A 24490-nucleotide genomic window follows, 5' to 3' on the forward strand; every position below is an offset into this window, starting at 1 on the left:
GCGAGAGTCACCGATCAGCGAGGGTGGTACCCGTAGAGGGCGGCTTCAGCTCGCGCTCCAACGACTCACGACGGGCACACCGCGCCGCTCTCCGCCCACGCCTTGAACAACTCGCCGAACTGCTTCTGCGTGCCGGGCGCGGGGGTGCGGGTGCCGCCGGGGTGCCAGCCCCAGCCGACCAGCTCGTCCTCGGCCATGTGGTGGATCAGTTGGGCCATGTCCTTGCCGCCGTTGCGCGCCGGATCCTTGATCTGGCGGCAGATCTCGCCGAGCGACTTGCCCTGCCAGGCCATCTCGATCGGCGCCAGATGCCACATCGGATTGCCCGGCACGCCCGCCGGATCGAAATTCGCCGCATGGTGGCAGGTGGTGCAGCGCATCCCCGGCGCGCCCATGCCGCCCGCGCCGCGCACGACGAGGGGCTCGTGCGGGCGCATCGCGTCGGTCTGGGTCGGACGGTCGCCGGCGGGGTGGCAGTTGAGGCAGCGCGGGCTCTGGATGACCTTGCCGACCTCGGCGAAGAGCGCGAGGCTGCGTTTGTTGCCGTCCGTGATCGAGGCGAACGCCGCGACCGGCTTCAGACCCACTTCCGGCGTGGCGGGCGCGGTGCGCGCGGCGGCGGCGCCGATCGCGGCCAGCGCGAAGCCGGCGACGCCGACTGCGAGGAGACGCGCGCTCATGCCCGCACCATCGGCAGGCGCGTGGGGCGTTCGCGGCCCAGCCGGGCCATGGCGTTGGCGACGGCGGGGGCGAGCGGCGGGACGCCGGGCTCGCCGATCCCGGTCGGTTTCTCGGTCGACGGCACGATCACGACCTCCACCTCGGGCATCTCGTGGATGCGGAGCGAACGATAGGTGTCGAAATTGGCGACGGTGGGCCGCCCCCCTTCCAGCGGCACCTCGGCATAGAGCGCGTGGCCGAGGGCATAGCCGATGCCGCCTTCCAGCTGCGCGCGGATGATGTCCGGGTTGATCGCCACGCCCAGATCGACCGCCGCCCACACCTTGTGGACCTTCGGCGTGCCGTCGGGTGCCAGCGACACTTCGGCGATCTGCGCGACGAAGCTGCCGAAGCTCTCGACGACCGCCACACCCCGCGCACGGCCGTTGACCGGCCCCGGCCCGTTCCATCTGGCGAGTTTCGCCACCGCCTTCAGCACGCCGGCGAAGCGCGGGTTATCGATCAGGGCGAGACGCCCCTCGACCGGATCGCGCCCGTCCGCCTGCAACAGCCGATCGACGAAGCACTCCACCGCATAGCCGGTGTGGGTGTGGCCGACCGAACGCCACCAGAGCGTCGGCACCGGGCTGTCGACGGTATGCGCCATGCAGCGGAAGTTTTCGGTGCGGTAGGGCAGTTCGCTGGCGCCCTCGCTCATCGTGGGATCGATGCCGTCCTTCATCATCGCCGCCGCGAAGGGGCTGGTGGCGATGAAGGATTGGCAGACGATGTGGTTCTTCCACCCCTTGATGACGCCGCCCTCGATCGAGCCCTCCATCGTGTGGAGCGCCAGCGGGCGATAATAGCCGCCGGTGATGTCGTCCTCCCGCGTGCGGACGAGCTTCACGGGCTTGCCGGGGCCGATCGCCCTGGCGGCCTCGGCCAGTTCGACCGCCAGCTCGGCATCGGATTGGGCGCGGCGGCCGAAGCTGCCTCCCGCCAGCAGGGTTTCGATCGTCACCTTGTCCTGCGGCAGCCCCAGCACCTTGGCGATGGCGGCATGGTCGGCGGTCTGCATCTGGCACCCGAAGCGGGCGACGGCGGTCTTGCCATCCCATTCGAGGAAGCCGTCGAGCGGCTCCATCGGCGCGTGGGCGAGGTAGGGGAAGACGAACTCGGCCTTGTGGCGCTGGCCGGTGGCGAGGCCCGCCTCGACATCGCCATGCTGGTTGACGACCCGGCCGTCCGCGCCCGTCACGCTGGCACGATAGTCGACGAGCATGTCCTCGGTGCCGCGCGTCTCGGCGGCGGCCTCGTTCCACTTGGCCTCGATCAGCCGGCGCGCCTTCAGCGCGGGCCAGGTGCCGGTGGCATAGACCGCCACCCCGCTCGACACTTTGCGGACGGCGACGACGCCCTTCACCTTGAGCGCGGCGGCGCCATCGAACGTGTCGATCTTCGCCCCGAACAGGGCCGGGCGCGCGACGACGACGGTCAGCATCCCCGGCGCGGCCTGATCGATCGTGAATTTCGCGCTGCCGTTGACCTTGGCGGCGCTGTCCACCTTGCCGACGACATGGTCGCGGCCGATGAACTTATAGTCCTTGGGATCCTTCAGGGTCGGGCGCGGCGGGGCCGGCAGGGTCGCGGCGGCGGCGGCGAACTGGCCGAAGCGGCCGCTGCGCTTGCTCGGCCGGTGCGCGATCACGCCCTTGTCCACGGTGATCGTCGCGGGATCGACGCCCCATTGCTTCGCGGCGGCCAGCACCAGCATCGCGCGGGCGGCGGCGGCGGCGCCCCGCATCTGATCGAACGAACTGGCCATGGCGGAGGAGCCGCCGGTGCCCTGGATGCCGCCCATCACGGCATTGCCGTACAGCTTGGCATCGGCCGGCGCCGAGGTGGCGCGCATCTGGCTCCAGTCGGCGTCCAGCTCCTCGCAGGCCATGGTGGCGAGGCCGGTGTACGGCCCCTGCCCGAATTCGATATGCTTGGAGATCACCGTCACCGTGTCGTCCGCGCCGATGCGGAGGAAGGCGTTGGGGTTGGCGGGCGGCGGCGGGTCACCCGGCGCGGCCTGCGCGTGGGCGCCCTGCGGCATCAGGTGGAAGCCGACGACCAGCGCGCCGCCAGCGGCCAGCGCGGCGCGGCGGGTGATGTTCTGCTCATAGCCCATCGTCAGGCCTCCAGCGCCTTGGCCGCGTCATGGATCGCGGCGCGGATGCGGACATAGGTCGCGCAACGGCAGATATTGCCGTTCATGGCATGGTCGATATCGGTGTCGCTGGGCTTCTTCACCTCGCGCAGCAGCGCGACGGCGCTCATCACCTGGCCCGACTGGCAATAGCCGCATTGCGGCACGTCACGCGCGATCCACGCGGCCTGCACCGCCTTCGCCTCCGGCCCGCTGACCGCCTCGATCGTGGTGACCCGCCCCTTGCCGACGGCCGAGACGGGCAGCGTGCAGGAGCGCACCGGCTGGCCATCGATATGCACCGTGCAGGCGCCGCATTGCGCCACCCCGCAGCCGAATTTGGTGCCGGTGAGGCCGAGATTGTCGCGGATCACCCACAGAAGCGGGGTGTCCGCATCGACATCGACGCTCCGCGACGTGCCGTTGACCGATATGCTGAATGCCATCGCCATGATCCTCGTGCGAAGCCGTGCCTATAATGGGCGCAGGCGACAGCGTTGTCATGTGCAACCGACTCGCAATATCGCGTTGTATATCGTTGGACATATTGGGGGATGCTGGGGATCGAAGTGGACTTCTTCTTCGTCACTGCACCTAGCGGTGGACGGCGAGACAATAAACATCCGTGCTCCTGCGCAGGCAGGAGCCCAGGGTGACACGCGCTGCCCTTTTTAACCCCGGGCTCCTGCCTGCGCCGGAGCACAAGAGAAATTACCTCAGATTAAGCCCGCCAGAGGGCTGGACGGATCGGCATAGCGCCGCTTGGCCATCCGCCCGGCGCGATAGGCCAGGCGGCCCGATTCCACCGCCAGCCGCATCGCTCGCGCCATCAGGATCGGGTCTTTCGCCTCGGCGATGGCGGTGTTCATCAGCACGCCGTCGCAGCCCAATTCCATCGCCGCCGCCGCATCGGAGGCGGTGCCGACACCGGCATCGACCAGCACGGGCAGGCTGGTGCCCTCCACGATCAGCCGGATGGTGACGGCGTTCTGGATGCCGAGGCCCGATCCGATCGGCGCGCCCAGCGGCATGATCGCGACCGCGCCGGCATTTTCCAGCCGCTTCGCGCCGATGGGATCGTCGACGCAATAGACCATCGGCTGGAAACCCTCTTTGGCGAGGACTTCGGTGGCGCGCAGCGTCTCGTGCATGTCGGGGTAGAGGGTCCGCGCCTCACCCAGCACCTCCAGCTTCACGAGGGTCCAGCCGCCGGCCTCGCGCGCCAGCCGCAGGGTGCGGATCGCGCTTTCGGCATCGAAACAACCGGCGGTGTTGGGCAGGTAGGTGATCTTCTTCGGGTCGATGAAGTCGGTCAGCATCGGCTGGTTGCGATCGGCGACGTTCACGCGGCGCACCGCCACGGTCACGATCTCCGCGCCCGATGCCTCGACCGCCGCCGCATTCTGGGCGAAGTCCTTATATTTGCCCGTGCCGACGATCAGCCGCGATCGGAAGGTCTTGCCCGCAACCGTCCAGCTGTCGTCGGCTGCGGCCACATGATCGCCGCCGCCGACGAAATGAACGATCTCCAGATCGTCGCCATCCTCGACCTTCACGTCGGCGAGCGTGGTGCGCGGCACGACCTCCAGGTTGCGCTCGACCGCGACCTTCTCGACCACCAGCCCCAGTTCGGCGACCAGCTCGGCGATGCTGATCCCGTCCGTCACGCGGCGATGTTCGCCGTTGAGGCGGATGGAAAGCGTTCCGTCGGTGGTCATTCGGGTCTCCATGGGCGTCGGCCGCGATGGCCGCCCCTCATCATGTCTCGACTTGGCTCGCAACGAGCGGCTAGGTACGGCCGCGATATAGGTCAACTGCCAAGGAGCGGAACCCGCATGAGCGATAAGCAGACGGTGTTCGTGCTCAACGGCCCCAACCTCAACCTGCTCGGCATGCGCGAACCGCATATCTATGGCCACGACACGCTCGACGACATCGCCGCCATGCTGGAGGATCGCGGGGTGGAACTGGGCCTCGCGGTCGATCTGCGCCAGTCCAACCACGAGGGCCATCTGGTCGACTGGCTGCACGAGGCGCAGGCCGAGGGGGCGAAGGCGGTGCTGCTCAACGCCGGGGCCTTCACCCATACTTCGGTGGCGCTGTACGATGCGATCAAGGCTGTCACCGTGCCCGTGATCGAGGTGCATCTGTCGAACCCCCACGCGCGCGAGGCGTTTCGCCACAAGAGCTATGTCGGCATGGCCGCCAGGGGCACGATCGCCGGTTTCGGGCCGGCTTCGTATCTGCTCGCGCTGGACGCGGCCGCCAAGCTCTGACATGGCCGCGCGCTTGAGAGTAACAGGAGGCCCGATCCATGGCCGATAACATTGCCACCCCGATGCAGGTGGACCCGGAATTCATTCGCAAGCTGGCGCTGCTGCTCGACGAGACGCAGCTGACCGAAATCGAGGTCGAGGACGGCGACCGCAAGGTGCGCGTCGCGCGCAAGCCCGCGCAGGTCGTGGCCGGCGGCGCGATGCAGGCCGCCGCCCCCGCGCCCGTCGCGGCCCCCGTGGCGGCGGCCCCCGCCGCGCCCGCGCCCGTCGCCGATCCGGCGGCCCATGCCGGCGCGGTGCGCTCGCCGATGGTGGGCACGGCCTATCTCTCGTCGGCGCCCGGCTCGCCCGCGTTCGTTTCGCCCGGCAAGCAGGTCGCCGCCGGCGACACGCTGCTGATCGTGGAAGCGATGAAGGTGATGAACCCGATCGTCGCGCCCCGGGCGGGCACGGTGAAGCTGGTGCTGGTCGACAACGGCCAGCCGGTGGAATTCGATCAGCCGCTCGTGATCGTCGAGTAAGCGGCGTGGCCATCGAGAAGGTATTGATCGCCAATCGCGGCGAGATCGCGCTCCGCATCCACCGCGCCTGCCACGAGATGGGCATCAAGACGGTCGCGGCGCATTCCACCGCCGATGCCGATGCGATGCACGTCCGCCTCGCCGACGAGGCGGTCTGCATCGGCCCGCCGGCCGCGACCGACAGCTATCTCAACATCCCCAACATCATCTCGGCCGCCGAGATCACCGGCGCCGACGCGATCCACCCCGGCTACGGTTTCCTCTCCGAAAACGCGCGCTTCGCCGAGATCGTCGAGAGCCACAACCTCATCTGGATCGGCCCCAAGCCCGAGCATATCCGCACGATGGGCGACAAGGTGGAGGCCAAGCGCACCGCCGGCGCCCTCGGCCTGCCGCTGGTGCCGGGCTCCGACGGCCCGATCGAGGATATCGCCGAGGCCAAGGCGATCGCGCGCGAGATCGGCTATCCAGTCATCATCAAGGCGGCCTCCGGCGGCGGCGGTCGCGGCATGAAGGTGTGCACGAGCGAGGACCAGCTCGAAACCTTGATGAGCCAAGCCGGCACCGAGGCGAAGGCGGCGTTCGGCGACGCCACCGTCTACATGGAAAAATATCTCGGCAATCCGCGCCACATCGAATTTCAGGTGTTCGGCGACGGCCGGGGCAACGCCATCCATCTGGGCGAGCGCGACTGTTCGCTCCAGCGCCGCCACCAGAAGGTGCTGGAGGAAGCCCCCTCCCCCATCCTCTCCGCCGCCGAGCGCGAGGAGACGGGCGGGATCGTCGCCAAGGCCATGGCCGACATGGGCTATCGCGGCGCCGGCACGATCGAGTTCCTGTGGGAAAACGGGAAATTCTACTTCATCGAGATGAACACCCGGCTCCAGGTGGAGCATCCGGTGACCGAGGCGATCACCGGCCTCGATCTCGTCCGCGAACAGATCCGCATCGCCGACGGCAAGGATCTCACGCTCCGACAGGAGGATGTGACCTTCCGTGGCCATGCCATCGAATGTCGCATCAACGCCGAAGACCCGCGCACCTTCGCCCCTTCGCCGGGGCTGGTGAAGGGCTATCACGCGCCGGGCGGCATGAACGTGCGGGTCGATAGCGGGCTCTACGCCGGCTACCGCATCCCGCCTTATTATGATTCCATGATCGCCAAGCTGATCGTGTGGGGCCACACCCGCGAGGGCTGCCTGCGCCGGCTGCGCCGCGCGCTGGAGGAATTCGTGGTCGATGGCCCGAAGACCACCATCCCGCTGCACCAGGCGCTGCTGGAGGACCCCGAGTTCCAGGCGGGCGACTATACGATCAAATGGCTGGAGGAGTGGCTGGCGCGCGAGGAGCCCTCGGCGTGAAGGCCACCATTTTCCACAATCCGCGCTGCTCCAAATCGCGCGAGGCGCTGGCGATCCTTCAGGACGCCGGCGCCGATGTGGAGATCGTGGAATATCTGAAGAATCCACCCACGCGGGCGCGACTCGCCGGCCTCTACGAGCGGGCGGGAATTAGGCCGCGTGACGGGCTGCGAAAGGCGGAGGACGGCGCGAAGGCGCTCAAGGATGCCAGCGACGACGCCATATTGGATGCGATGGCCGCCGATCCGATCCTGATCGAGCGGCCGCTGGTCGAAACCGAAAAGGGCGTAAGACTGGGCCGCCCGCCCGGAGCCGTGCGCCAGATATTGTAGGCTTTTGCACCGAAGCATCCACAGATGGGATCACATCCATAACGGATGGGTTGCGAAGCGATATAGTTAACCTTTATCAGTCCCAGCCTAATCTCGTTTCAGAATCGTTACGCCCCCGACCAAGGGGCACGCGGGGAAACGGATTCGAGAGAATCGCTGGGGGGGAAGTTTCATGGCCGCTGACAACAGCCGCCACATCGGCCGACGCTGGTACGAGCAGGCGCCACAGCTGGCGTCACGCCGCCCGGCACCGCCACGCCGCGAGAGCAAGTGGAGCCGCCGCTGGATCTTCGCCGTCGCCACGGTGACAGCGCCGGTCTACCTGCTGTTCCTGGTGATCGGCGCGGTGGTCTATCCGTTTGTGCAGGCGTGGCCGGGCGAACAGGAGTAGGGCTTTTCTAAAGCCCTCCCCTTGATGGCGAGGGTTGGGAGGGGTGATCCATCGACCGGGCGCAGCGCCTGGGGTGAGGTCACACTCACCCTCCCACCGCTACGCGGCGGGCCCCTCCCTCTCCCATCGAGGGAGAGGGATTAAGAGGTCACTCCAGCCCCGCCAGCCATTCGGCGATCAGCCGGCGGCCGGCCCGTACCGTCGCGGGGCCAAGCGCCTCGTAATCCGCCCGCAGCGCCGCGACCGTCGTACCGGCGGATTCGACATAGGCTTCGTCGCGCAGCCAGGCGTCGATCCGCGGGTCTTCGCCCATCTCCGGGTGGCATTGCAGCGCCAGCAGGTGGCGACCACGCCGGAAGCCCTGCACATAAGAGGCGGTGCGGGCCAGCACCTCGACATTGTCGGGCACGTCGAACGTGTCGCCATGCCAGTGCAGCACCGGCACGTCGGCGATGTGGCGCAGGGGCGAGGCGGCGCCCGCGTCGGTGAGCTGGACGGGCGCGAAGCCAACCTCTCGCACCGGCCCCGGATAGACTTTCGCGCCCAGCGCCGCCGCGACCATCTGCGCGCCGAGGCACACACCGAGCGTCGGCAGGCCGCGCCCGATGCGGATCGACAGGCGGTTCACCTCGCAATCGATCCAGGGATAGGCGATCCGCTCATGCACCCCCATCGGCCCGCCCATCGCCACGACCAGATCGGGCGAGAGGAAATCGGTGGTGGCGAAGGCGCAATCGGTGACGTCCACCCGATCGATCACATAGCCCGCATCCTCGATCGGCTGGCGGAAGCCGGCGATCCCTTCATAGGGGGTGTGGCGGATGATGAGCGCGCGTTTCATGCTCCCAAGGTAGCAACGGGACGCTGAACGCCAACAAAGCTAATCTTGGCGAGAGACAATGGGGTGGTGCGCCACCTCGGTAGTCGGCGATCAATGCCCCGTCAGGATACGGTCCACCAGCTGCTTCACCGTCGGCACGAAGCCGTTCGAGTAGAAGGGATCCTGCTTGAACTTGTAGGCCGCGTGGCCCGCGAACATGAGGTTCTGGTCGATATCGCCGCCGTGGGCGATGTCCTGCAGGGTCTTCTGGATGCAGAAGCTGCGCGGATCGGCGAGGCGGCCAGTGGAATTGCCCTCGGTATCCGCCCAGGCGGAGAAGCTGCACTGGCTGAGGCAGCCCATGCAATCCGCCTGATCCTTGCGGATGACCTTCATCTCCTCGGGCGTGACGAAGACGAGCGTGTTGTCCGGCGTCTTGAGCGCGGCGGTATAGCCGAGCCCATACCATTCGCGGGCGCGGTGCAGATCGCCCAGCGTCACCCAGAAGCTCTTGCCCTTCACGCCCACGTCGAGCTGATATTGATGGTCGCCCGCCGCTTCACCGGAAAAGGCGATCTGGCGATCCGAGCGCGCCTCGAGGTTGCGCAGGAAGGGGTTGCGGACGGCCGAGGAATAGAAGCCGGTCGGCGAGAAGCGGTGGAGGAGGATATCGCCCTCGTCCAGTTCCATCAGCCGCTGCTTCCATGCCTCCGGGATGGGGCTCTCCTGCGTCAGCAACGGCCGCGTGCCGAATTGGAAGGCGATCTGGCCGAGTTCGGGATTGTCGATCCAGTGATCCCAATCCTTCAGGTGCCATACGCCGCCGGCCATGATGATCGGCACGTCGTCCGAAATGCCGCCGGTGCGCATCGTATCGCGCAGCGCCTTGACGCGCGGATAGGGGTCCTGCGGGGCGCGCGGGTCCTCGGCGTTGGACAGGCCATTGTGGCCGCCGGCCAGCCACGGATCCTCATAGACCACGCCCGCCAGCCATTCGGCCGCCTTGGAATAGGCCCGCTTCCACAGCGCCGAGAAAGCGCGGCCCGAGCTGACGATCGGCAGGTAGTTGACGCCATAGGACGCGGCGATCTCGGACAGCTTGTAAGGCATGCCCGCGCCGCAGGTGACGCCCGCGACCAGGCCGCGCGTCCGTTCCAGCACGCCATGCAGCACCCGCTGCGCGCCGCCCATTTCCCACAACACGTTGATGTTGATGGCGCCCTTGCCGCCGGAAATGTCGAAGGCGCGCTTCACCTGCTGGACGGCGCCCTCGATCGCATATTCGACCAGCTCGTCATGCCGGGCGCGGCGCGTGAGCGCGCGATAGACCTGCGGGATGATCTTGCCATCGGGATCGTAGCTGTCGGCGTTGACGGCGGAGACGGTGCCGATCCCGCCTGCGGCCGCCCAGGCGCCGGAGCTGTTATGGTCGGAAACCGCGACGCCCTTGCCACCTTCGATCAGCGGCCAGACCTCGCGCCCGCCATACAGGATCGGGCGCACACCCTTGAACAACGTCAATCTCCTTGGGAGCCAATCGCGCGCCTATAGGGCAAGTTCCCACAGAAATCGCGGGGAATTTGGTGTCTGGCCCGCGACAGCCCGCGGCGGGTCGTGCCGGCCGGTCAGTCGATCCGGGCGAGGAAGGCTTCCAGCGCCGCCACCGCATCGGGCTCGTCGAGCGTGGGGGTGTGGCCGACGCGGGCGATGGTCGCGAGTTCCACGGTGGGGATGCGCGCGGCCATTTCGTCGGCGATGGCGGCCGACAGGATATCGGATCGCTCGCCGCGCACCACCAGCACCGGCACCGCCCCCAGCGCCGCCGCGACCGGCCACATATCGACCGGCGCATCGGCATTGGCCGCGCGGAACGGCTCGGCGATCTTCATGTCGTAATCCAGCACCACCCGGCCGGCGGGGGTCAATTTGGCCTGGCGTTTGGCCATCGCGATCCAGTCGTCGATCTCGTAATCGGGATAGACGTCGCCATGGCCCTCCTGAAGATAGCGGGCGGCGTGCATCCAGGTCGGCCAGGTCGATCCCTTGCCGACATAGGTGCGGATGCGGGCGAGACCGATCGGGTCCAGCACCGGGCCGACGTCATTGAGCACCACGCCGGCCAGCCGCTTGGCGTCGGTCGCGGCCATCACCATCGCGATCAGCCCGCCGAGCGAGGTGCCGACGATGCCAAACCGCTCCAGCTTCAGCTCGACGACCAGCGCCTCCAGATCGCGCACATAGGTGAGCGGCACATAGGTCATCGGGTCTTTCGCATAGGCGCTCTCGCCCCGCCCGCGCAGATCGACCGCGATGATCCGCCGCCGGCCCGAGAAACGCTCGGCGAAGCCCGCGAAGTCGCGCGCGTTGCGGGTGAGGCCGGGGATGCAGATCAGCGGGGCCTTGTCATCCGACCCCGGATAGTCGCGATAATGGAGGCGCAGGCCATCATGTGACCACCAGATGCCGTCGCTGTAACCCGCCATGCTTGCGTCTCCCGAACCTCCACCCCCATATCCCCCCGATGCCGATACCGCCAACCCCGTCGCCCTTCCGCCCCGAAACCGCGCTGCTGGGGCAGACGGCGATCATCGATCCGGTCGAGGCGGCGGACTTTCCGCAGACGATCCTGCGCTTTCGCAACGATCGCTGGGCGAAGGCGGTCGGGCTGGACGGGCTGAGCGATGCCGAGTGGCTGGCGCATTTCGGGCGGTTCGCGCCGCTGGCGGGGTCGCTGCCGCAGCCGCTGGCGCTGCGCTACCATGGCCACCAGTTCCGATCGTACAATCCCGATATCGGCGACGGGCGCGGCTTCACCTTCGCGCAGCTGCGCGACGGCGCGGGGCGGCTGCTCGATCTGGGCACCAAGGGTTCCGGCACCACCCCCTACAGCCGCTTCGGCGACGGGCGGCTGACTCTGAAAGGCGGCGTGCGCGAGGTGCTGGCGACCGAGATGCTGGAGGCGCTCGGCGTCGAGACGAGCAAGAGCTTCTCGCTGATCGAGACCGGCGAGGCGCTCCAGCGCGGCGATGAGCCCTCCCCTACCCGCTCGTCGGTGCTGGTGCGGCTGGGCCATGGCCACATCCGCATCGGCAGCTTCCAGCGGCTGGCGTGGGTGAAGGATGCCGAGGGGATGCGCGCGCTGGCGGATTATGCGTTGCGCGAACTTTATGGCGAGGCGCCGGGCAACGATCCGGGCGCGCAATTGCTGGCGCTGACGGTGGAGCGCACCGCGCGACTGGCGGCTTCCTACATGGCGGCCGGCTTCGTCCATGGCGTGCTCAATTCGGACAATATCAACGTCACTGGCGAGAGCTTCGATTACGGCCCGTGGCGCTTCACGCCCTTGTGGGACGGCGGGTTCACGGCGGCCTATTTCGACCATCAGGGCCTCTACGCCTTCGGCCGCCAGCCGCAGGCGATCCAGTGGGACGTGGCGCAACTGGCGCTGTCGCTCCGCCAGATTTCGGGCGACGAGCCGCTGACCGAGGCGCTCGACGCCTTCCCCGCCGCCTATGAGCGCCATCATATCGCGGCGATGCTGGGCCGGCTGGGCGTGAAGCCGCGCGGCGACGAGGCGGACCTGACCCTGTTGCAGGCGTTCGACCGGGCGATGGCCGAGGGTATGGTCGAGATCGACCGCGCCTTCTTCGACTGGCGCGGCGGGCGGCGGCGCGGGGATTCCCCGGCGGACGCGGCCTATGCGACCCCGCTGTTCACCGCCTTCGCCGATCTGGTCGCGGGCTATGCGCCGAGCGTCTCGCTGGATCATCCCTATTGGGCGGACGAGGCGCCCTGTTCGATGCATATCGACGAGGTCGAGGCGATCTGGGCGCGGATCGCGGAAGACGACGACTGGTCGCTGTTCGAGGCGAAGGTGGCGGCGGTGCGGCGGATGGGTGAGGCCCACAATCCTCCCCTGCAAGGGGAGGTGGCAGCCGGAGGCTGACGGAGGGTTATCGCGCTATCGGGAGCGGGTCACCCCTCCACCATCGGCTGCGCCGATGGTCCCCCTCCCCTTGCAGGGGAGGATCAATCCGTCACGGAATCCACGGCACCCAATCCCATACGCTCTCGCCCGTCAGCCGCCGGCAGAGGCGATCGACCAGCCACATTGCGAGCATCGCCGGGATGAAGGCCAGGCAGACGGCGCAGACGCCCGCGAAATCGGCCTCGCTGGCGGGTACGATCGACGCGATCAGCGCGTTCATCGGCAGCCACGCCAGATAGCCGACGCCCATCCCCACCGCGCTTTCGATCGCGAAAAAGATCAGCAGGCCGAAACAGCCCAGCACCCCCGGCCCCTTGCGCTTGCCCGATCCATCCTCGGCCATTTCGCCTCCGTTATCGATGTATCGATGCAACGCCGGCCCGTTGAAATCTTTCCTTCCGCCCCTCCAACCAACCGTCGATTGCGCGCTGCGGCATGGGCGACCATCTAGGCGAGCATGGCAAGTCTCCTCGATCCCGATGCGCGTGGCCGCGTCATCCTCGTCGGCGCGGGGCCGGGCGATCCCGGCCTGCTGACGATCCGCGCGGTCGAGGCGCTGCGCGCCGCCGACGTCGTGGTGCATGACGGGCTGATCGATCCAGCGGTGCTGGATTATGCGCCCGAACATGCCCAGCGCATTTCCGTGGCCAAGAGCCGTGACCGGCATACGCTGCCGCAGGAGGCGATCAACGCGCTCATCATCGCCCATGTGAAGGCGGGGTCGATCGTGGTGCGGCTGAAGGGCGGCGACCCGTTCGTGTTCGGGCGCGGCGGCGAGGAGGTCGAGGCGGTGCGCGCGGCCGGCCTGCGGGTCGAGGTGGTGCCGGGTGTCTCGGCGGCGCTCGGTTGCGCGGCGGATGCGATGCTGCCGCTTACCCATCGTGACTGGTCGAGCGCGGTCAGTTTCGTCGCGGGCCAGTGCAAGGGGCTGACCGAGCAGAATTGGGCGGGTCTGGCCGGACAGGGCCGCACGCTCGTGATCTACATGGGCGTCACCTGCTCCGCGCTGATCGCGGACAAATTGATGGCGGACGGCGTCGCGCCCGACATGCCGGTGGCGGTGCTGGAGCGCGGCACCTATGCCGACGCCCGCGCGATGCGGACATTGCTGGCCGATCTCGGCGACATGGTGGCGCGCGAGGCGGTCAAGAGCCCGGCGATCATCATCGTCGGCGAAGTGGTCCTGCTGTCGGACGCCGAGGACAAATTGAAGGCACTGGCGCAACAGGCCCAGGCCATGACGGGGGTCTCGTGAAACTGTTGACGGGAAACGATCTGGTGACGGGCGACGTCACCTGGTGGGCCGGCGGCGAATGGTCGCGCCATGTGGCGGACGCGGTCGATGTCGGCAGCGAGGGCGAGGCGATCGGCGCGCGCGAGGAAGCGGCGCTCAGGGTCAACGGCCCGGTCGTGATCGACGCGACGGCGACGCCCGAAGGCCCCCGCCCCGCCCACATCAAGGACCGCATCCGCGCCTATGGCCCGACGGTGCGGCCCGATCTGGCGATCCTGCCGGCCGACAGACTGGCCGGGAGCTGGGTGATATGAGGATGTTCAGTTCCTCCCCAAGCTGTGCTTGGCTAGGGGGACCGCTCGCGCAGCGAGTGGTGGAGGGGCCATCCGCCCTTTCCCATCGCCGTTCCGCCCATTCGCTTTTCCCCTCCACCATGCTTCGCATGGTCCCCCTCCCCAAGCGCCGCTTGGGGAGGAATTAGAGGTCGCCCATGTACCAGTACGACACCTACGATCAGGCCCTCGTCGACACCCGCGTCGAGGAATTCCGCGATCAGGTCGCCCGCCGCCTGTCGGGCGCGATGACCGAGGATCAGTTCAAGCCGCTGCGGCTGATGAACGGCCTCTACCTCCAGCTGCACGCCTATATGCTGCGCGTCGCCATCCCCTATGGCACGCTCAGCGCCGTGCAGATGCGCGTGCTGGGCGATATCGCGCGGCGCTACGACAAGGGCTACGGGCACTTCACCACCCGCCAGAACCTCCAGTTCAACTGGATCAAGCTGGAGGATACGCCCGACATCCTGGCCGAGCTGGCCAAGGTGGAGATGCACGCCATCCAGACCAGCGGCAATTGCATCCGCAACATCTCGTCGGACCAGTTCGCCGGCGCCGCGGCGGAAGAGGTGTGCGATCCGCGCCCCTGGGCCGAATTGCTGCGCCAGTGGAGCACCTTCCACCCCGAATTCACCTATCTGCCGCGCAAGTTCAAGATCGCCGTGGTGGCGTCGGAGAGCGACCGCGCGGCGGTGCGGCTGCACGATATCGGGCTACAGCTTCGCCATAACGAGGCGGGCGAACTGGGCCTGCGCGTGTTCGTCGGCGGGGGCATGGGCCGCACGCCGATGATCGGGCCGCTGCTGCGCGACTTCCTGCCGGCGGGCGACTTCCTGAGCTACATGGAAGCAGCACTTCGCGTGTACAATCGCTACGGCCGGCGCGACAATATCTACAAGGCGCGCATCAAGATCCTCGTCCACGAGATCGGGATCGAGGCGTACGCCGCCCAGGTCGAGGAGGAATTCCTCGCGGTGAAGGCGCTCGGCATCGATCCGCCGCCCGCCGAACTGGCGCGGATCACCGCCTTCTTCGCCGATCCCGCTTTCGAGGCGGACGCGGCGGATGCGATCGATCGCACCGATCCCGATTTCGCTCTTTGGGTGGATCAGCAGGTCCACGCCCACAAGCAACCCGGCTATGCCATCGCCACGATCAGCCTGAAGCCGATCGGCGGCATCCCCGGCGACGCCTCGGCCGACCAGATCGACCTGATGGCCGACCTCGCCGAAAAGTACAGCTTCGGCGAACTGCGGATCACCCATGCGCAGAATGTCGTGCTGCCGCACGTCCGCAAGGCCGATCTGTACGCCATCTGGCAGGCGCTCGACGCGGCCGGCCTCGCCACGCCGAACCTCGATCTGGTGAGCGACATCATCGCCTGCCCCGGCCTCGATTATTGCGCGCTGGCCAACGCCCGCTCGATCCCGGTGGCGCAGAAGATCGCCGAACGCTTCGCCGATATCGAGCGGCAGCGCGATCTGGGCGAGCTGAAGCTCAAAATCTCGGGCTGCATCAACGCCTGCGGCCACCACCATGCCGGCCACATCGGCATCCTCGGCGTCGACAAGAAGGGCGAGGAAAATTACCAGCTCTCGTTCGGCGGATCGGGCGCGGAGGATGCGAGCCTCGCCAAGATCATCGGCCCCGGCTTCACCGAGGACGGCGTGGTCGATGCTGTCGAGAAAGCGTGCGACACCTATCTGTCGCTCCGCACCGACGGCGAACGCTTCCTCGACACCTATCGCCGCGTGGGGCTCCAGCCGTTCAAGGAGGCGATCTATGGGTAAGCGACCCGTGCGCCTCCCGTGCTTCGACTTCGCTCAGCACGAACGGGGGAGAACCTCCGCCACACAATATCCGTTCGTCCTGAGCGAAGTCGAAGGACGTGCCCCGATCGGTAACCTTTCCCATGTCTGATGGCCTCCGCTTCCGCACCGACGAGCCGCACGAGGAGCCGGCGGTGACGCTCGACGCCTTTCTCGGCGAAACCAACGCCACCGCCGTGCGGCTGGAATCCGATGAGGATCCGCGCGCCTTGCTGCCGATGCTCGATCGGCTGTCGCTGATCGAGGTGGCTTTCCCCAAGTTCCGCGACGGGCGGGGCTATTCGGCCGGGCGTATCCTGCGTGAAGCCGGCTATACGGGCGAATTGCGCGCGCAGGGCGACGTCCTGGTCGATCAGATTCCGCTGATGCGCCGTTGCGGCTTCGACAGTTTCGCGCCCCAGGCCGCGATCGACCCGGAGGTGCTGCAACGATCCCTCGACCGCTACGACCTCGCCTATCAGGGTGCCGCCGACCCGACCGTGCCGGTGTGGAAACGCCGTCATGGGTGAGGCAGCTCTCCGCCAGATGGACGTGATCGATGTGTCGCCGGCTTTCACGCAGGCCGATGCCGACGCGCTCAACGCGCGCTTCGCGGGCGTCTCCACGCAGGACATGCTGCGCGAATTGCTGACCGGCGAATTGCGCGGGCGGATCGCGGCCGTGTCGTCGTTCGGCACCGAGAGCGCGGTGTTGCTGCACATGATCGCGGGCGTGGATCAGGACGTGCCGGTGATCTTCACCAACACGCAGAAGATGTTCGGCGAGACGCTGGCCTATCGCGATGAGCTTTCCGAGCGGCTGGGCTTCACCGATCTGCGCGTCTATCGCCCCGACCCGCGCATTCTGGCGGCGAAGGACAAGACCGGCCTGCGCTGGTCCTACGACCCCGACGGCTGCTGCGACATCCGCAAGGTCGAGCCGTTGCGCCGCGCGCTGGTGCCGTTCGATGCGTGGATTTCGGGCCGCAAGGGATTTCAGGGCAAGACCCGCAGCGCCCTGCCCCGCTTCGAGATCGACGAGGGCCGGCTGAAGATCAACCCGCTGGCCGATTGGGCCAAGGCCGATCTGGACGCCTATTTCGCCGAGCATGACCTGCCCCACCATCCGCTGGAGGCGCAGGGCTATGCCTCGATCGGCTGCTCGCCCTGCACCAGCGTGGTGAAACCGGGCGAAGACCCGCGTTCGGGCCGCTGGCGCGGCTGGGACAAGACCGAATGCGGCATCCACAAGCCGGGCGAAGAGCCGGTCTTCTAGAGCGTGCTGCGGATAGATTGAATCGATTGGGGATTCCCGACGGTCGCTGGATGTGATTCAAGCTGCTGGCTGGCGAGGAGGTCAGTCAGAATGGCACGAGCCTATTCGCAAGATTTGAGGGACCGGGTGATCGATGCGGTGCTGCGTGGCGGAGAGAGCCGGCGGTCTGCGTCGCGGCGCTTCGGGGTAAGCGAGGCCTCGGCGATCAAATGGGTGCAGCGGGTCGAGCGGCTGGGTGACCGGCGGTGCGCCGGCACTGGCGGGCACCGTCCCTCGAAGGTGAAGCCGGAGCGCGACTGGTTGCTGGCGACGATCGCGGAGGAGCCCGACATCACACTGGCGGCCCTGTCGGCCCGGCTACTGGCCGAGCGCGGCGTACGGGCGGACACCGGCATGCTGTCGCGCTTCTTCACCGGCGAAGGCATCAGCTTCAAAAAAAACCGTGCTGCCCAGCGAGCAGGACCGGCGTGACGTTGCCCGCCGGCGGGCGAGCTGGAAACGGTATCAGGGCAAGCTCGATCCCCGGCGGCTGGTCTTTATCGACGAGACCTGGGCCAAGACCAACATGACGCGCACCCATGGGCGTTGTCGGCGCGGGGAGCGTCTCCATGCCAAGGTGCCGCATGGCCACTGGAAGACGCTGACTTTCCTGGCGGCGCTCCGCCACGACCGGATCGATGCACCTGCGGTGATCGATGGCCCGATCAACGGCAAAAGCTTCCTCGCCTACGTCGAGCAAATCCTCATCCCGACGCTTGGCCCCGGCGACATCGTCATCCTCGACAATCTCGGCAGCCACAAAGGTGAGGCTGTGCGCAGCGCCATCCGGGCCGCAGGTGCAAGGCTACTGTTCCTTCCGCCCTACAGCCCAGACCTCAACCCGATCGAGCAGGTCTTCGCCAAGCTCAAGACGCTCCTCCGCAAGGCCGCAGAGCGCACTGTCGAAACCACATGGCGACGCATCGGATCGCTCCTCGACGCCTTCTACCCGTCCGAATGCGCCAATTACCTCGTCAACTCCGGCTATGCTTCAATCTAATAACAGAATGCTCTAGCCCCCCACCCGTTCGTGCTGAGCGAAGTCGAAGCACGTGCGACTGGATGGTATCGTTTGGGGCACGTCCTTCGACTTCGCTCAGGACGAACGGGGCGGTTGAAGCTACCGCCGCATCACCCGCACGGCCAGCACCAGCCAGCCGAGGATCAGCCCCACACCGCCGATCGGCGTGACCGCGCCCAGCCAATGGGGCATGCCCAGCGCCATCGCATAGAGCGTGCCCGCGAACAGCGCCCCGCCGGCCACGAAGGACCATGCCGCCAGCCGCGCGCCCATCTGCGCCGCGACCAGCGCGGCCACGGCATGGACCAGCTGATATTCGGCGCCCGTGCGCAGCCATTCGGCGGGCTTGCCGGTAAAGCCGTGCGCGCCCATCGCGCCCGCGATCACGCCCGCCGCGCCCGAGAGCGCCGCCAACAAGGCGACCAGACCGCCACCACCGCCCGCCCGCCTCATTCGACCTCCTGCCGCCCGTCGTTGCGGAACATCAGGTCGCGCGCGGGCTGGGCGAAGATGTCGCCCGCCTCGACCTGGGCGCGAAGCCGCGCCTTGTCGCGCAGGCGATATTCCTGCTCGATCTTGTCGACCTGCTCCTCGTCCAGCCCGATCGCGCCCAGCGCCAGCCGGCCGAGCTTGACGGCCGATTCATAGACTTCGCGCACCGTGGCGGAGATATCGATGCCCTTGTAGCGCAGCAAAGCACGGCGATCGTAGGCGCGCACGAAGATGGCGGCCTGGCGGAAGCTGTGGAGCGCCGCCGTCAGTTCCTCGGGACTGAGCTGGTCGCCATCCATCGCGAACACGATCGTGCGCGCCTCGTCACCCCCCGCCTGCCGCAGCAGATCGAGCCGGGTGCCGTCGCCATAATAGACCTTCATGTCGAAGCGGGCGGCGATGTCGATCTGCTCGGCCTTGTTGTCGATGATGGTCACGGTCGCGCCCGAGGCCATCAGCATCTGCGCCACCGTCTGCCCGAAACGGCCGTAGCCGACGACGATCGCGGACGACGGGGGCGATTTCTCCGCCCCGTCCAGATCGTCGCGCGCGGCGGGCTTGGGTTCGTTGAAGCGGCGCGTGAGGATCATCAGGAACGGCGTCGTCGCCATCGAGAGGGTGACGACGGCGCCCATCAGGCTGGCGGCCTCCGGCGCGATCAGCTGCGCATTGGCGGCCTGCGCGAACAGCACGAAGCCGAATTCGCCGCCCTGGCTGAGCAGCAGGCCGAGACCGAGCGCCTGCCGTCCCTTGATGCCGAACATCCGGGCCAGCAGGAAGATGATGAGCGTCTTGACCGCAACCACCGCGACGGCGAGGCCGACGATGAACAAAGGCCGCGCGGCGATCGCCGCCAGATCCAGCATCATGCCGACGGCGAGGAAGAACAGGCCGAGCAGGATCGTGCGGAACGGCTCGACGTCCGCCTCCAGCTCGTGGCGATAGGGCGAATCCGCCAGCATCACGCCCGCGACGAAGGCGCCGAGCGCTGTGGAGAGGTGCAGCCATTCCATCAGCGCGGCCGAAGCCAGCACCGTGAACAGACCGGCGGCGACGAACATCTCGCGCTCGCCGAGGCCGCCGATCAGGCGGAACAGCGGGTTGATGATCCAGCGCCCCGCCGCGACCAGCCCCGCCACCGCCAGCACGGTATAGATCGCCAGCATCCAGCCCGGCGGCGCCGAGGGATCGGCCGGGGCGCGGGAGAGCGCGGCGATGATCGTGATGAGCGGCACGATCGACAGATCCTGGAACAGCAGGACCGAGAAGGATCGCTCGCCGAAGGGGGTGTTGAGGCGGCCGGCGGAGCGCAGCATCGGCAGCACCTGCGCGGTGGAGGACAGCGCCAGCGGCATCCCGATCGCGATGGCGGCTGGCAGGCTGAAGCCGGTCATGGTGTAGATCACCGCCGAGAGCGCGAGGCCGCAGACCACGACCTGTGCCAGCCCCAGCCCGAATATGTCGCGCCGCAGCCGCCACAGCCGGCTCGGATGCAGCTCCAGCCCGACGAGGAAGAGGAGGAGGACGATGCCGAGTTCGGCGATGCCCAGTTTCTGCTCGGCCTCCCCCACCCAGCCGAGCCCCTGCGGGCCGATCACCGCGCCGGCGACGAGATAGCCCAGCACCGCGCCGAGCCCGAGGCGGCGGAAGAGGAATACGAACGCCAGCGCGGCGCCCAGCATGATGACGCCGTCGACGATCGACCCCTCGCTCATGCGGCGGCCGTGGTGCCGGAGGTGGTGTCGCGGGTGGCGGCGCGCTCGGCGGCTTCGGCGACCGCCTCGAAGGCGAGGCGGATCGAGGCGTGGCGCGCGCTGTGCGGGCGGGCGGGGGCGAAGATGTCGAGACCCGGCCAGTCGCCCGGATCGTCGCGCGTGCCCGCCAGGAAAGCGGCCAGCGCGTCGCGCGTGGCGGTAAGTTCGGCGGGGCTGCGGCCGATCGCGTGCGCGCCCATCAGCGAGGCGGAGGCCTGGCCCAGCGCGCAGGCGCGGACGAGCTGTCCGATTTCGGCGACGCAGCCGTCCTCGCCCAGCATCACGTCCACCGTGACGCGGCTGCCGCAGACGGGCGAGCGGCGCTCGGCGGTGGCATGGGGGTCGGCCAATCGCGCATGGTGCGGGATCGATGCCGCCAGCCGGAGGATCGTGGTGTTGTACAGCGCCGCGCTCATGTCGCGCCCATGTAGGATGGAATGGGCCGGGCCGCCACCGTCCGTTGGCGCTATTCCGTCGCATTCTCCAGCGGAGGGTCGGCGGCATTGTCCGCCGCGCCCGCCCCGGCCCGCTGGCGCGCCTTGACCCAATCCATGATCGATCGGCCGCTGGCGTTGAGCAAAGGATAGGTGCGCGACTTGGCGATGAACTCGGGCCGCTCGGCCTGCCCACCATAGAGGAAATCATAGCCCAGGTTGAGCGCCAGGAAGAGGAGCGTCGCCGCCAGCAGCCCCTTCAGCCCGCCGAAGCCGAAGCCGAGGATGCGATCGACCGGGCCGAGGATAGAGGTGCGCGTCCGCCGCCCGATCGCCGTCGCCGCCATCTTGCCGACGAAATAGGTGACGAGGAAGATCAGCACGAAGGCCAGCACCGCCGCCCCGGCATGGGTGGCGATCACGCCTTCGAAGAGGGCGGTGACCGGCGTGCCGAGGAACTTCAGCGCCACCACCGCCAGCACCCACGCGGCGAGCGACAGCACCTCGGTCACGAAGCCCCGGATGAGGCCCAGCACGGCGCAACCGCTCAACAACACGAGCGCGACGATATCGAGCATGGTCAGCATGGACGTGGTGCTAGCGGAGATCGAACGCGGCGGAAACGATTCCTGTCTTTAGCTCGGTTCAGCCTTGCTGAACCGAGGGCGGCACCAGCCCGCTCCCCACCCGGCCTCCCATTCAGCATATGCTATGGGAGGCCGGGTGGGGGAGCGGGCTGGTGCCGTCTCATCCGCGTGAGCGGATCAAAGCCTTACCTACTGAAACGGCTCGCCAGCTCGACGTGCGTGGACCAGCGGAACTGGCCCACCGGCCGTATCCAGTCCAGCCGCCAGCCGCCCGCGATCAGTGCCCGTGCGTCGCGGGCGAAGGTGGCGGGGTTGCAGGAGACATAGGCCAGGCGCGACGCCGTCGACGCGGCGAGCGTTGCGACCTGTTCCCTGGCGCCGGCGCGTGGCGGATCGAGGACGATGGCGGCGAAGCGGTCCAGCTCGGATGTCGAGAGCGGGCGACGGAAGAGGTCGCGATGTTCGGGAAAGACCGCGCGGCCGGCCTGCATGGCGGCGCCCTTCAACGCCAGCATTGGATCGCGCGCACCCTCCGCCGCATAGACCTTCGCCCGCGCCGCCAGCGGCAAAGTGAAGGTGCCGAGCCCGGCGAACAGGTCGGCGATGGTGGGCGCGTCGCCGATCGCGTCGATCACCGCCGCGACCAGCGCCGCCTCGCCATCGGCGGTCGCCTGGAGGAAGGCGCCGGCGGAGAGCGGCACCTTCACCCCGCCGAGCGTGACGGTCACCGCATCGGGCTCCCAGCGGGTCTCGGGGCCGAACCCTTCGTCGATCGACAGGCGGGCGAGGCCATGCCCTTCCGCAAACATGGTCAGCGCCTCGCTCTGTTCGAGGCCGGGCGCCGCCATCCCCTCGAGCGCGAGATCGACGCCGCTGTCGGTGAGCGTCATCTGCGCCGTCGCGGTGCCGCGATCGGGCAGCAGGCGCGCCATCAGCTGGCGCAGCGGCGCGACCAAAGCGAACAGTTCGGGCGCGAGGATGTGACATTCGGCCATATCGACGATCCGGTGGCTCGCCTCCTCGTGGAAGCCGACGCGCACCACCCGCCCCTTGCGCTCGATCGACAGCGCGGCGCGACGGCGGGTGCGCGGTGGCGAGAGGTGGATCGGCGCCATCTCGGGCGGCTCGATCCCCTGCTGGCGCAGCGCGCCGACGATCTTGTCGACCGCGAACCCGCCATAGGATTCGTCGTCGACATGCATCAGCTGGCAGCCGCCGCATGTCGGGAAATGGCGGCACGGCGGATCGACATGGTGCGGCCCCGGCGTGACGCTGCCGTCCAGCTCCAGCCAGTCGCCCGGCGCCGCCTGCGGCGACTTGCGCCCATCGGCGGTGATGCCATCGCCACGCGAGGCGATGCGGACGATCAATTCTGCGGTCATGCCGCGCCCCTACAGAGGTTTGGGGGATGGGGCCACTTTACTCCGTTCGTACTGAGCGAAGTCGAAGTACGTGCGACCAGACGCAGCGTTTGGGGCACGCCCTTCGACTTCGCTCAGGGCGAACGGGGGTCAATGTGCGCAGGCGCCGATCAAGGCCGGCAGGCGCATTAGCAGATCGTCCGCGATCAGCGCCGGGCCGGCGGCCTCCCCTGCCCGCCCATGGAGCCACAAGGCGGCGCAGGCGGCGTCGAACCGGTCGAGGCCGCGCGCCAGCATGGCGGCGACGATCCCCGCCAGCACGTCGCCCGTGCCCGCCGTCGCCAGCCAGGCGGGGGCCGGTGGGGCGATGGCGGCGCGGCCGTCGGGCGCGGCGACGATGCTGTCGGCGCCTTTGAGCAGGACGACGGCGTTGGCGAAACAGGCGGCGGCGCGGGCGCGATCGAGCTTGCTGCCGGGCAGATCGCCGAACACGCGCGCGAACTCGCCTTCGTGGGGCGTGAGGACGGCGGCGTCGAACGCGCGGCCGCGCGCCATGGCGATGGCGCCGGCGTCGATCACCAAAGGGCGGCCCGCGCGGAAGGCGGCCTCGGCGCGGGGCGCGTCGCGCTCGGCGATGCCCGGCCCGACCACGATCGCGCCGATATGCGGGTTGGCGAGGATGGGGAACAGCTCGGGCAGGCCGATCGCGCGGCGGACGATCGCCGCCGGGCCGGCGCCGGTGGCGGTCTCGCCGGCGAGCAGGACATAGCCGGCGCCCGATCGCGCCGCCGCCTCGGCCGCGAGCTGCGCCGCGCCGGGCATCCCGCCGGCCAGCACCGCCACCATGCCCCGGCTGTATTTGTGATCCTCCGGCCCCGGCGCGGGCAGATGCGGGCGGCCGATGAGGCTGGTCCGGCTCTCCACCGCAATGCCGATGTCGCCGACGAGCAGCGTGCCGCAATGGCGGGCGGCGGGCTGGAGGCGGTGAGCAGGCTTGAGCGCGCCAAGCGCCACGGTGGCGTCGAAATCGGGGACGGGTGAGAGGATCGCGCCGTCGTCGCTGGAAACGCCGCTCGGCAGATCGACGGCGACGCGGCGTTTCGCACCCGCCGCCAGCCGGGCCAGCGCGGCGACGGTGGCATCGTCGAGCGGCGTTTCAGGCCGGTGCCGAACAGGGCATCGACGAGGATCGGCGCGGGCTCGGCGTCGGCGAGGGAGGTGACCGGGCCGTCCCAGCCGGCGCGCGCCGCGCGGGCGGCGGCGGTGGCGGGATCGGCGCTGGCGGCGACGCGGACGGGGATGCCCCGTTCGGCGAGCAGGCGGGCGACGACATAGCCGTCCCCGCCATTGTTGCCCGGGCCGCACAGGATGAGCGTTTCCGCGCCCGCGCCGATGCGGAGGACGGCTTCGGCGATGGCCTTGCCGGCGCGCGCCATCAGCGTTTCGACCGGGGTGCCGGCGGCGATGGCGCGATCCTCGGCGGCGCGCATTTCGGCGGCGGTGAGGATAAGGGTCATGGCCTTACCTCACCGCCCAAAGACCGTTCGTCCCGAGCGCAGTCGAGGGGCGTGCCCCAAACGGTGCGCTTGGTCGCACGTCCCTCGACT

At 68.5% G+C, this 24490-nt stretch carries 26 protein-coding genes and 1 pseudogene; 12 read left to right on the forward strand and 15 right to left on the reverse strand.

Annotated features, from left to right (window positions below):
- Nucleotides 1-65: 65 nt before the first annotated feature.
- The 4 genes from PQ455_RS09855 to thiS all read right to left on the reverse strand — a co-directional run bounded on the left by PQ455_RS09855 (nt 66) and on the right by thiS (nt 4572).
- Nucleotides 66-680, reverse strand: a complete 615-nt coding sequence (locus PQ455_RS09855) for an Isoquinoline 1-oxidoreductase subunit (RefSeq protein ID WP_273685902.1) — start codon at nt 678-680, stop codon at nt 66-68.
- On the reverse strand, nt 677-2836 hold the full coding sequence (locus tag PQ455_RS09860; protein WP_273685903.1) for a xanthine dehydrogenase family protein molybdopterin-binding subunit: 2160 nt from the start codon (nt 2834-2836) through the stop codon (nt 677-679). Before PQ455_RS09860 ends, PQ455_RS09855 begins: the two co-directional genes overlap by 4 nt.
- Before the next feature lie 2 nt (nt 2837-2838).
- The gene (locus tag PQ455_RS09865; RefSeq protein ID WP_273685904.1) at nt 2839-3300 is read right to left on the reverse strand and encodes a (2Fe-2S)-binding protein; all 462 of its coding nucleotides are present in this window, start codon (nt 3298-3300) and stop codon (nt 2839-2841) included.
- A gap of 270 nt (nt 3301-3570) precedes the next feature.
- Nucleotides 3571-4572, reverse strand: coding sequence for a sulfur carrier protein ThiS (gene thiS, locus PQ455_RS09870; protein WP_273685905.1), 1002 nt, complete (start codon nt 4570-4572; stop codon nt 3571-3573).
- 117 nt (nt 4573-4689) lie between these two features.
- Between thiS and aroQ the strand changes: the two genes are divergently transcribed.
- From aroQ to PQ455_RS09895, 5 genes are all read left to right on the forward strand, one after another.
- Complete coding sequence (gene aroQ / locus PQ455_RS09875) at nt 4690-5130, forward strand: type II 3-dehydroquinate dehydratase (protein ID WP_273685906.1); 441 nt, start codon at nt 4690-4692, stop codon at nt 5128-5130.
- A gap of 38 nt (nt 5131-5168) precedes the next feature.
- Nucleotides 5169-5651 carry an acetyl-CoA carboxylase biotin carboxyl carrier protein gene (gene accB, locus PQ455_RS09880; RefSeq protein ID WP_273685907.1) on the forward strand — a complete coding sequence of 161 codons (483 nt, stop codon included), beginning with the start codon at nt 5169-5171 and terminating at the stop codon, nt 5649-5651.
- Nucleotides 5652-5656: 5 nt separating this feature from the next.
- Nucleotides 5657-7012, forward strand: coding sequence for an acetyl-CoA carboxylase biotin carboxylase subunit (gene accC / locus PQ455_RS09885; RefSeq protein WP_273685908.1), 1356 nt, complete (start codon nt 5657-5659; stop codon nt 7010-7012).
- Nucleotides 7009-7344: an arsenate reductase (glutaredoxin) gene (gene arsC / locus PQ455_RS09890; protein WP_273685909.1), complete on the forward strand. Its 336-nt coding sequence runs from the start codon at nt 7009-7011 to the stop codon at nt 7342-7344. Before accC ends, arsC begins: the two co-directional genes overlap by 4 nt.
- Before the next feature lie 172 nt (nt 7345-7516).
- Entirely contained in the window at nt 7517-7735 is a 219-nt protein-coding gene (locus tag PQ455_RS09895; protein WP_273685910.1) for a hypothetical protein, read from the forward strand.
- A 148-nt stretch (nt 7736-7883) separates the two neighbouring features.
- On the opposite strand, the gene PQ455_RS09900 is transcribed toward PQ455_RS09895, so the two are convergent.
- The 3 genes from PQ455_RS09900 to PQ455_RS09910 all read right to left on the reverse strand — a co-directional run bounded on the left by PQ455_RS09900 (nt 7884) and on the right by PQ455_RS09910 (nt 11038).
- Entirely contained in the window at nt 7884-8576 is a 693-nt protein-coding gene (locus tag PQ455_RS09900) for a glutamine amidotransferase (protein WP_273685911.1), read from the reverse strand.
- 90 nt (nt 8577-8666) lie between these two features.
- Complete coding sequence (locus tag PQ455_RS09905) at nt 8667-10070, reverse strand: NAD(P)H-dependent flavin oxidoreductase (protein WP_273685912.1); 1404 nt, start codon at nt 10068-10070, stop codon at nt 8667-8669.
- Between the two features lie 110 nt (nt 10071-10180).
- Nucleotides 10181-11038: an alpha/beta fold hydrolase gene (locus tag PQ455_RS09910; protein WP_273685913.1), complete on the reverse strand. Its 858-nt coding sequence runs from the start codon at nt 11036-11038 to the stop codon at nt 10181-10183.
- A gap of 38 nt (nt 11039-11076) precedes the next feature.
- Here PQ455_RS09910 and PQ455_RS09915 point away from each other — a divergent pair, with 38 nt between their 5' ends.
- Nucleotides 11077-12501: a protein adenylyltransferase SelO family protein gene (locus PQ455_RS09915; protein ID WP_273685914.1), complete on the forward strand. Its 1425-nt coding sequence runs from the start codon at nt 11077-11079 to the stop codon at nt 12499-12501.
- A 91-nt stretch (nt 12502-12592) separates the two neighbouring features.
- Here PQ455_RS09915 and PQ455_RS09920 read toward each other — a convergent pair whose 3' ends face one another.
- On the reverse strand, nt 12593-12886 hold the full coding sequence (locus PQ455_RS09920; protein WP_273685915.1) for a hypothetical protein: 294 nt from the start codon (nt 12884-12886) through the stop codon (nt 12593-12595).
- A 114-nt stretch (nt 12887-13000) separates the two neighbouring features.
- Between PQ455_RS09920 and cobA the strand changes: the two genes are divergently transcribed.
- From cobA to PQ455_RS09950, 6 genes are all read left to right on the forward strand, one after another.
- Complete coding sequence (cobA, locus tag PQ455_RS09925; RefSeq protein WP_273685916.1) at nt 13001-13798, forward strand: uroporphyrinogen-III C-methyltransferase; 798 nt, start codon at nt 13001-13003, stop codon at nt 13796-13798.
- Nucleotides 13795-14091: a DUF2849 domain-containing protein gene (locus tag PQ455_RS09930; protein WP_273685917.1), complete on the forward strand. Its 297-nt coding sequence runs from the start codon at nt 13795-13797 to the stop codon at nt 14089-14091. The genes cobA and PQ455_RS09930 overlap by 4 nt, the downstream gene beginning before the upstream one ends.
- A 176-nt stretch (nt 14092-14267) precedes the next feature.
- On the forward strand, nt 14268-15902 hold the full coding sequence (locus PQ455_RS09935; protein WP_273685918.1) for a nitrite/sulfite reductase: 1635 nt from the start codon (nt 14268-14270) through the stop codon (nt 15900-15902).
- 122 nt (nt 15903-16024) lie between these two features.
- Nucleotides 16025-16450, forward strand: coding sequence for a DUF934 domain-containing protein (locus PQ455_RS09940; protein ID WP_273685919.1), 426 nt, complete (start codon nt 16025-16027; stop codon nt 16448-16450).
- A complete protein-coding gene (locus PQ455_RS09945; RefSeq protein ID WP_273685920.1) occupies nt 16443-17195 on the forward strand; it encodes a phosphoadenylyl-sulfate reductase in 753 nt (250 codons plus the stop codon). The genes PQ455_RS09940 and PQ455_RS09945 overlap by 8 nt, the downstream gene beginning before the upstream one ends.
- Nucleotides 17196-17285: 90 nt before the next feature.
- Nucleotides 17286-18234 (forward strand): IS630 family transposase gene (locus PQ455_RS09950; RefSeq protein WP_273685921.1). Its coding sequence is split into 2 segments (ribosomal slippage): nt 17286-17627 and nt 17629-18234, totalling 948 coding nucleotides; the frame shifts between segments, so codons are not numbered across the junction.
- Between the two features lie 120 nt (nt 18235-18354).
- On the opposite strand, the gene PQ455_RS09955 is transcribed toward PQ455_RS09950, so the two are convergent.
- From PQ455_RS09955 to PQ455_RS21005, 7 genes and pseudogenes are all read right to left on the reverse strand, one after another.
- Nucleotides 18355-18708 carry a DUF423 domain-containing protein gene (locus PQ455_RS09955; RefSeq protein WP_273685922.1) on the reverse strand — a complete coding sequence of 118 codons (354 nt, stop codon included), beginning with the start codon at nt 18706-18708 and terminating at the stop codon, nt 18355-18357.
- Entirely contained in the window at nt 18705-20462 is a 1758-nt protein-coding gene (locus PQ455_RS09960) for a monovalent cation:proton antiporter-2 (CPA2) family protein (RefSeq protein WP_273685923.1), read from the reverse strand. The genes PQ455_RS09955 and PQ455_RS09960 overlap by 4 nt, the downstream gene beginning before the upstream one ends.
- Nucleotides 20459-20917 carry an iron-sulfur cluster assembly scaffold protein gene (locus PQ455_RS09965; protein WP_273685924.1) on the reverse strand — a complete coding sequence of 153 codons (459 nt, stop codon included), beginning with the start codon at nt 20915-20917 and terminating at the stop codon, nt 20459-20461. The genes PQ455_RS09960 and PQ455_RS09965 overlap by 4 nt, the downstream gene beginning before the upstream one ends.
- A 50-nt stretch (nt 20918-20967) precedes the next feature.
- Nucleotides 20968-21519: a CvpA family protein gene (locus PQ455_RS09970; protein WP_273691339.1), complete on the reverse strand. Its 552-nt coding sequence runs from the start codon at nt 21517-21519 to the stop codon at nt 20968-20970.
- A 188-nt stretch (nt 21520-21707) separates the two neighbouring features.
- Nucleotides 21708-22904, reverse strand: coding sequence for a class I SAM-dependent RNA methyltransferase (locus PQ455_RS09975; RefSeq protein WP_273685925.1), 1197 nt, complete (start codon nt 22902-22904; stop codon nt 21708-21710).
- Between the two features lie 129 nt (nt 22905-23033).
- Complete coding sequence (locus PQ455_RS20995) at nt 23034-23897, reverse strand: NAD(P)H-hydrate dehydratase (RefSeq protein ID WP_337958576.1); 864 nt, start codon at nt 23895-23897, stop codon at nt 23034-23036.
- 36 nt (nt 23898-23933) lie between these two features.
- Nucleotides 23934-24400, reverse strand: a pseudogene (locus PQ455_RS21005) (NAD(P)H-hydrate epimerase); the annotation flags it as partial.
- Between the last annotated feature and the right edge of the window lie 90 nt (nt 24401-24490).

Source organism: Sphingomonas naphthae (assembly GCF_028607085.1).
Classification (GTDB): Bacteria; Pseudomonadota; Alphaproteobacteria; order Sphingomonadales; family Sphingomonadaceae; genus Sphingomonas_Q; species Sphingomonas_Q naphthae.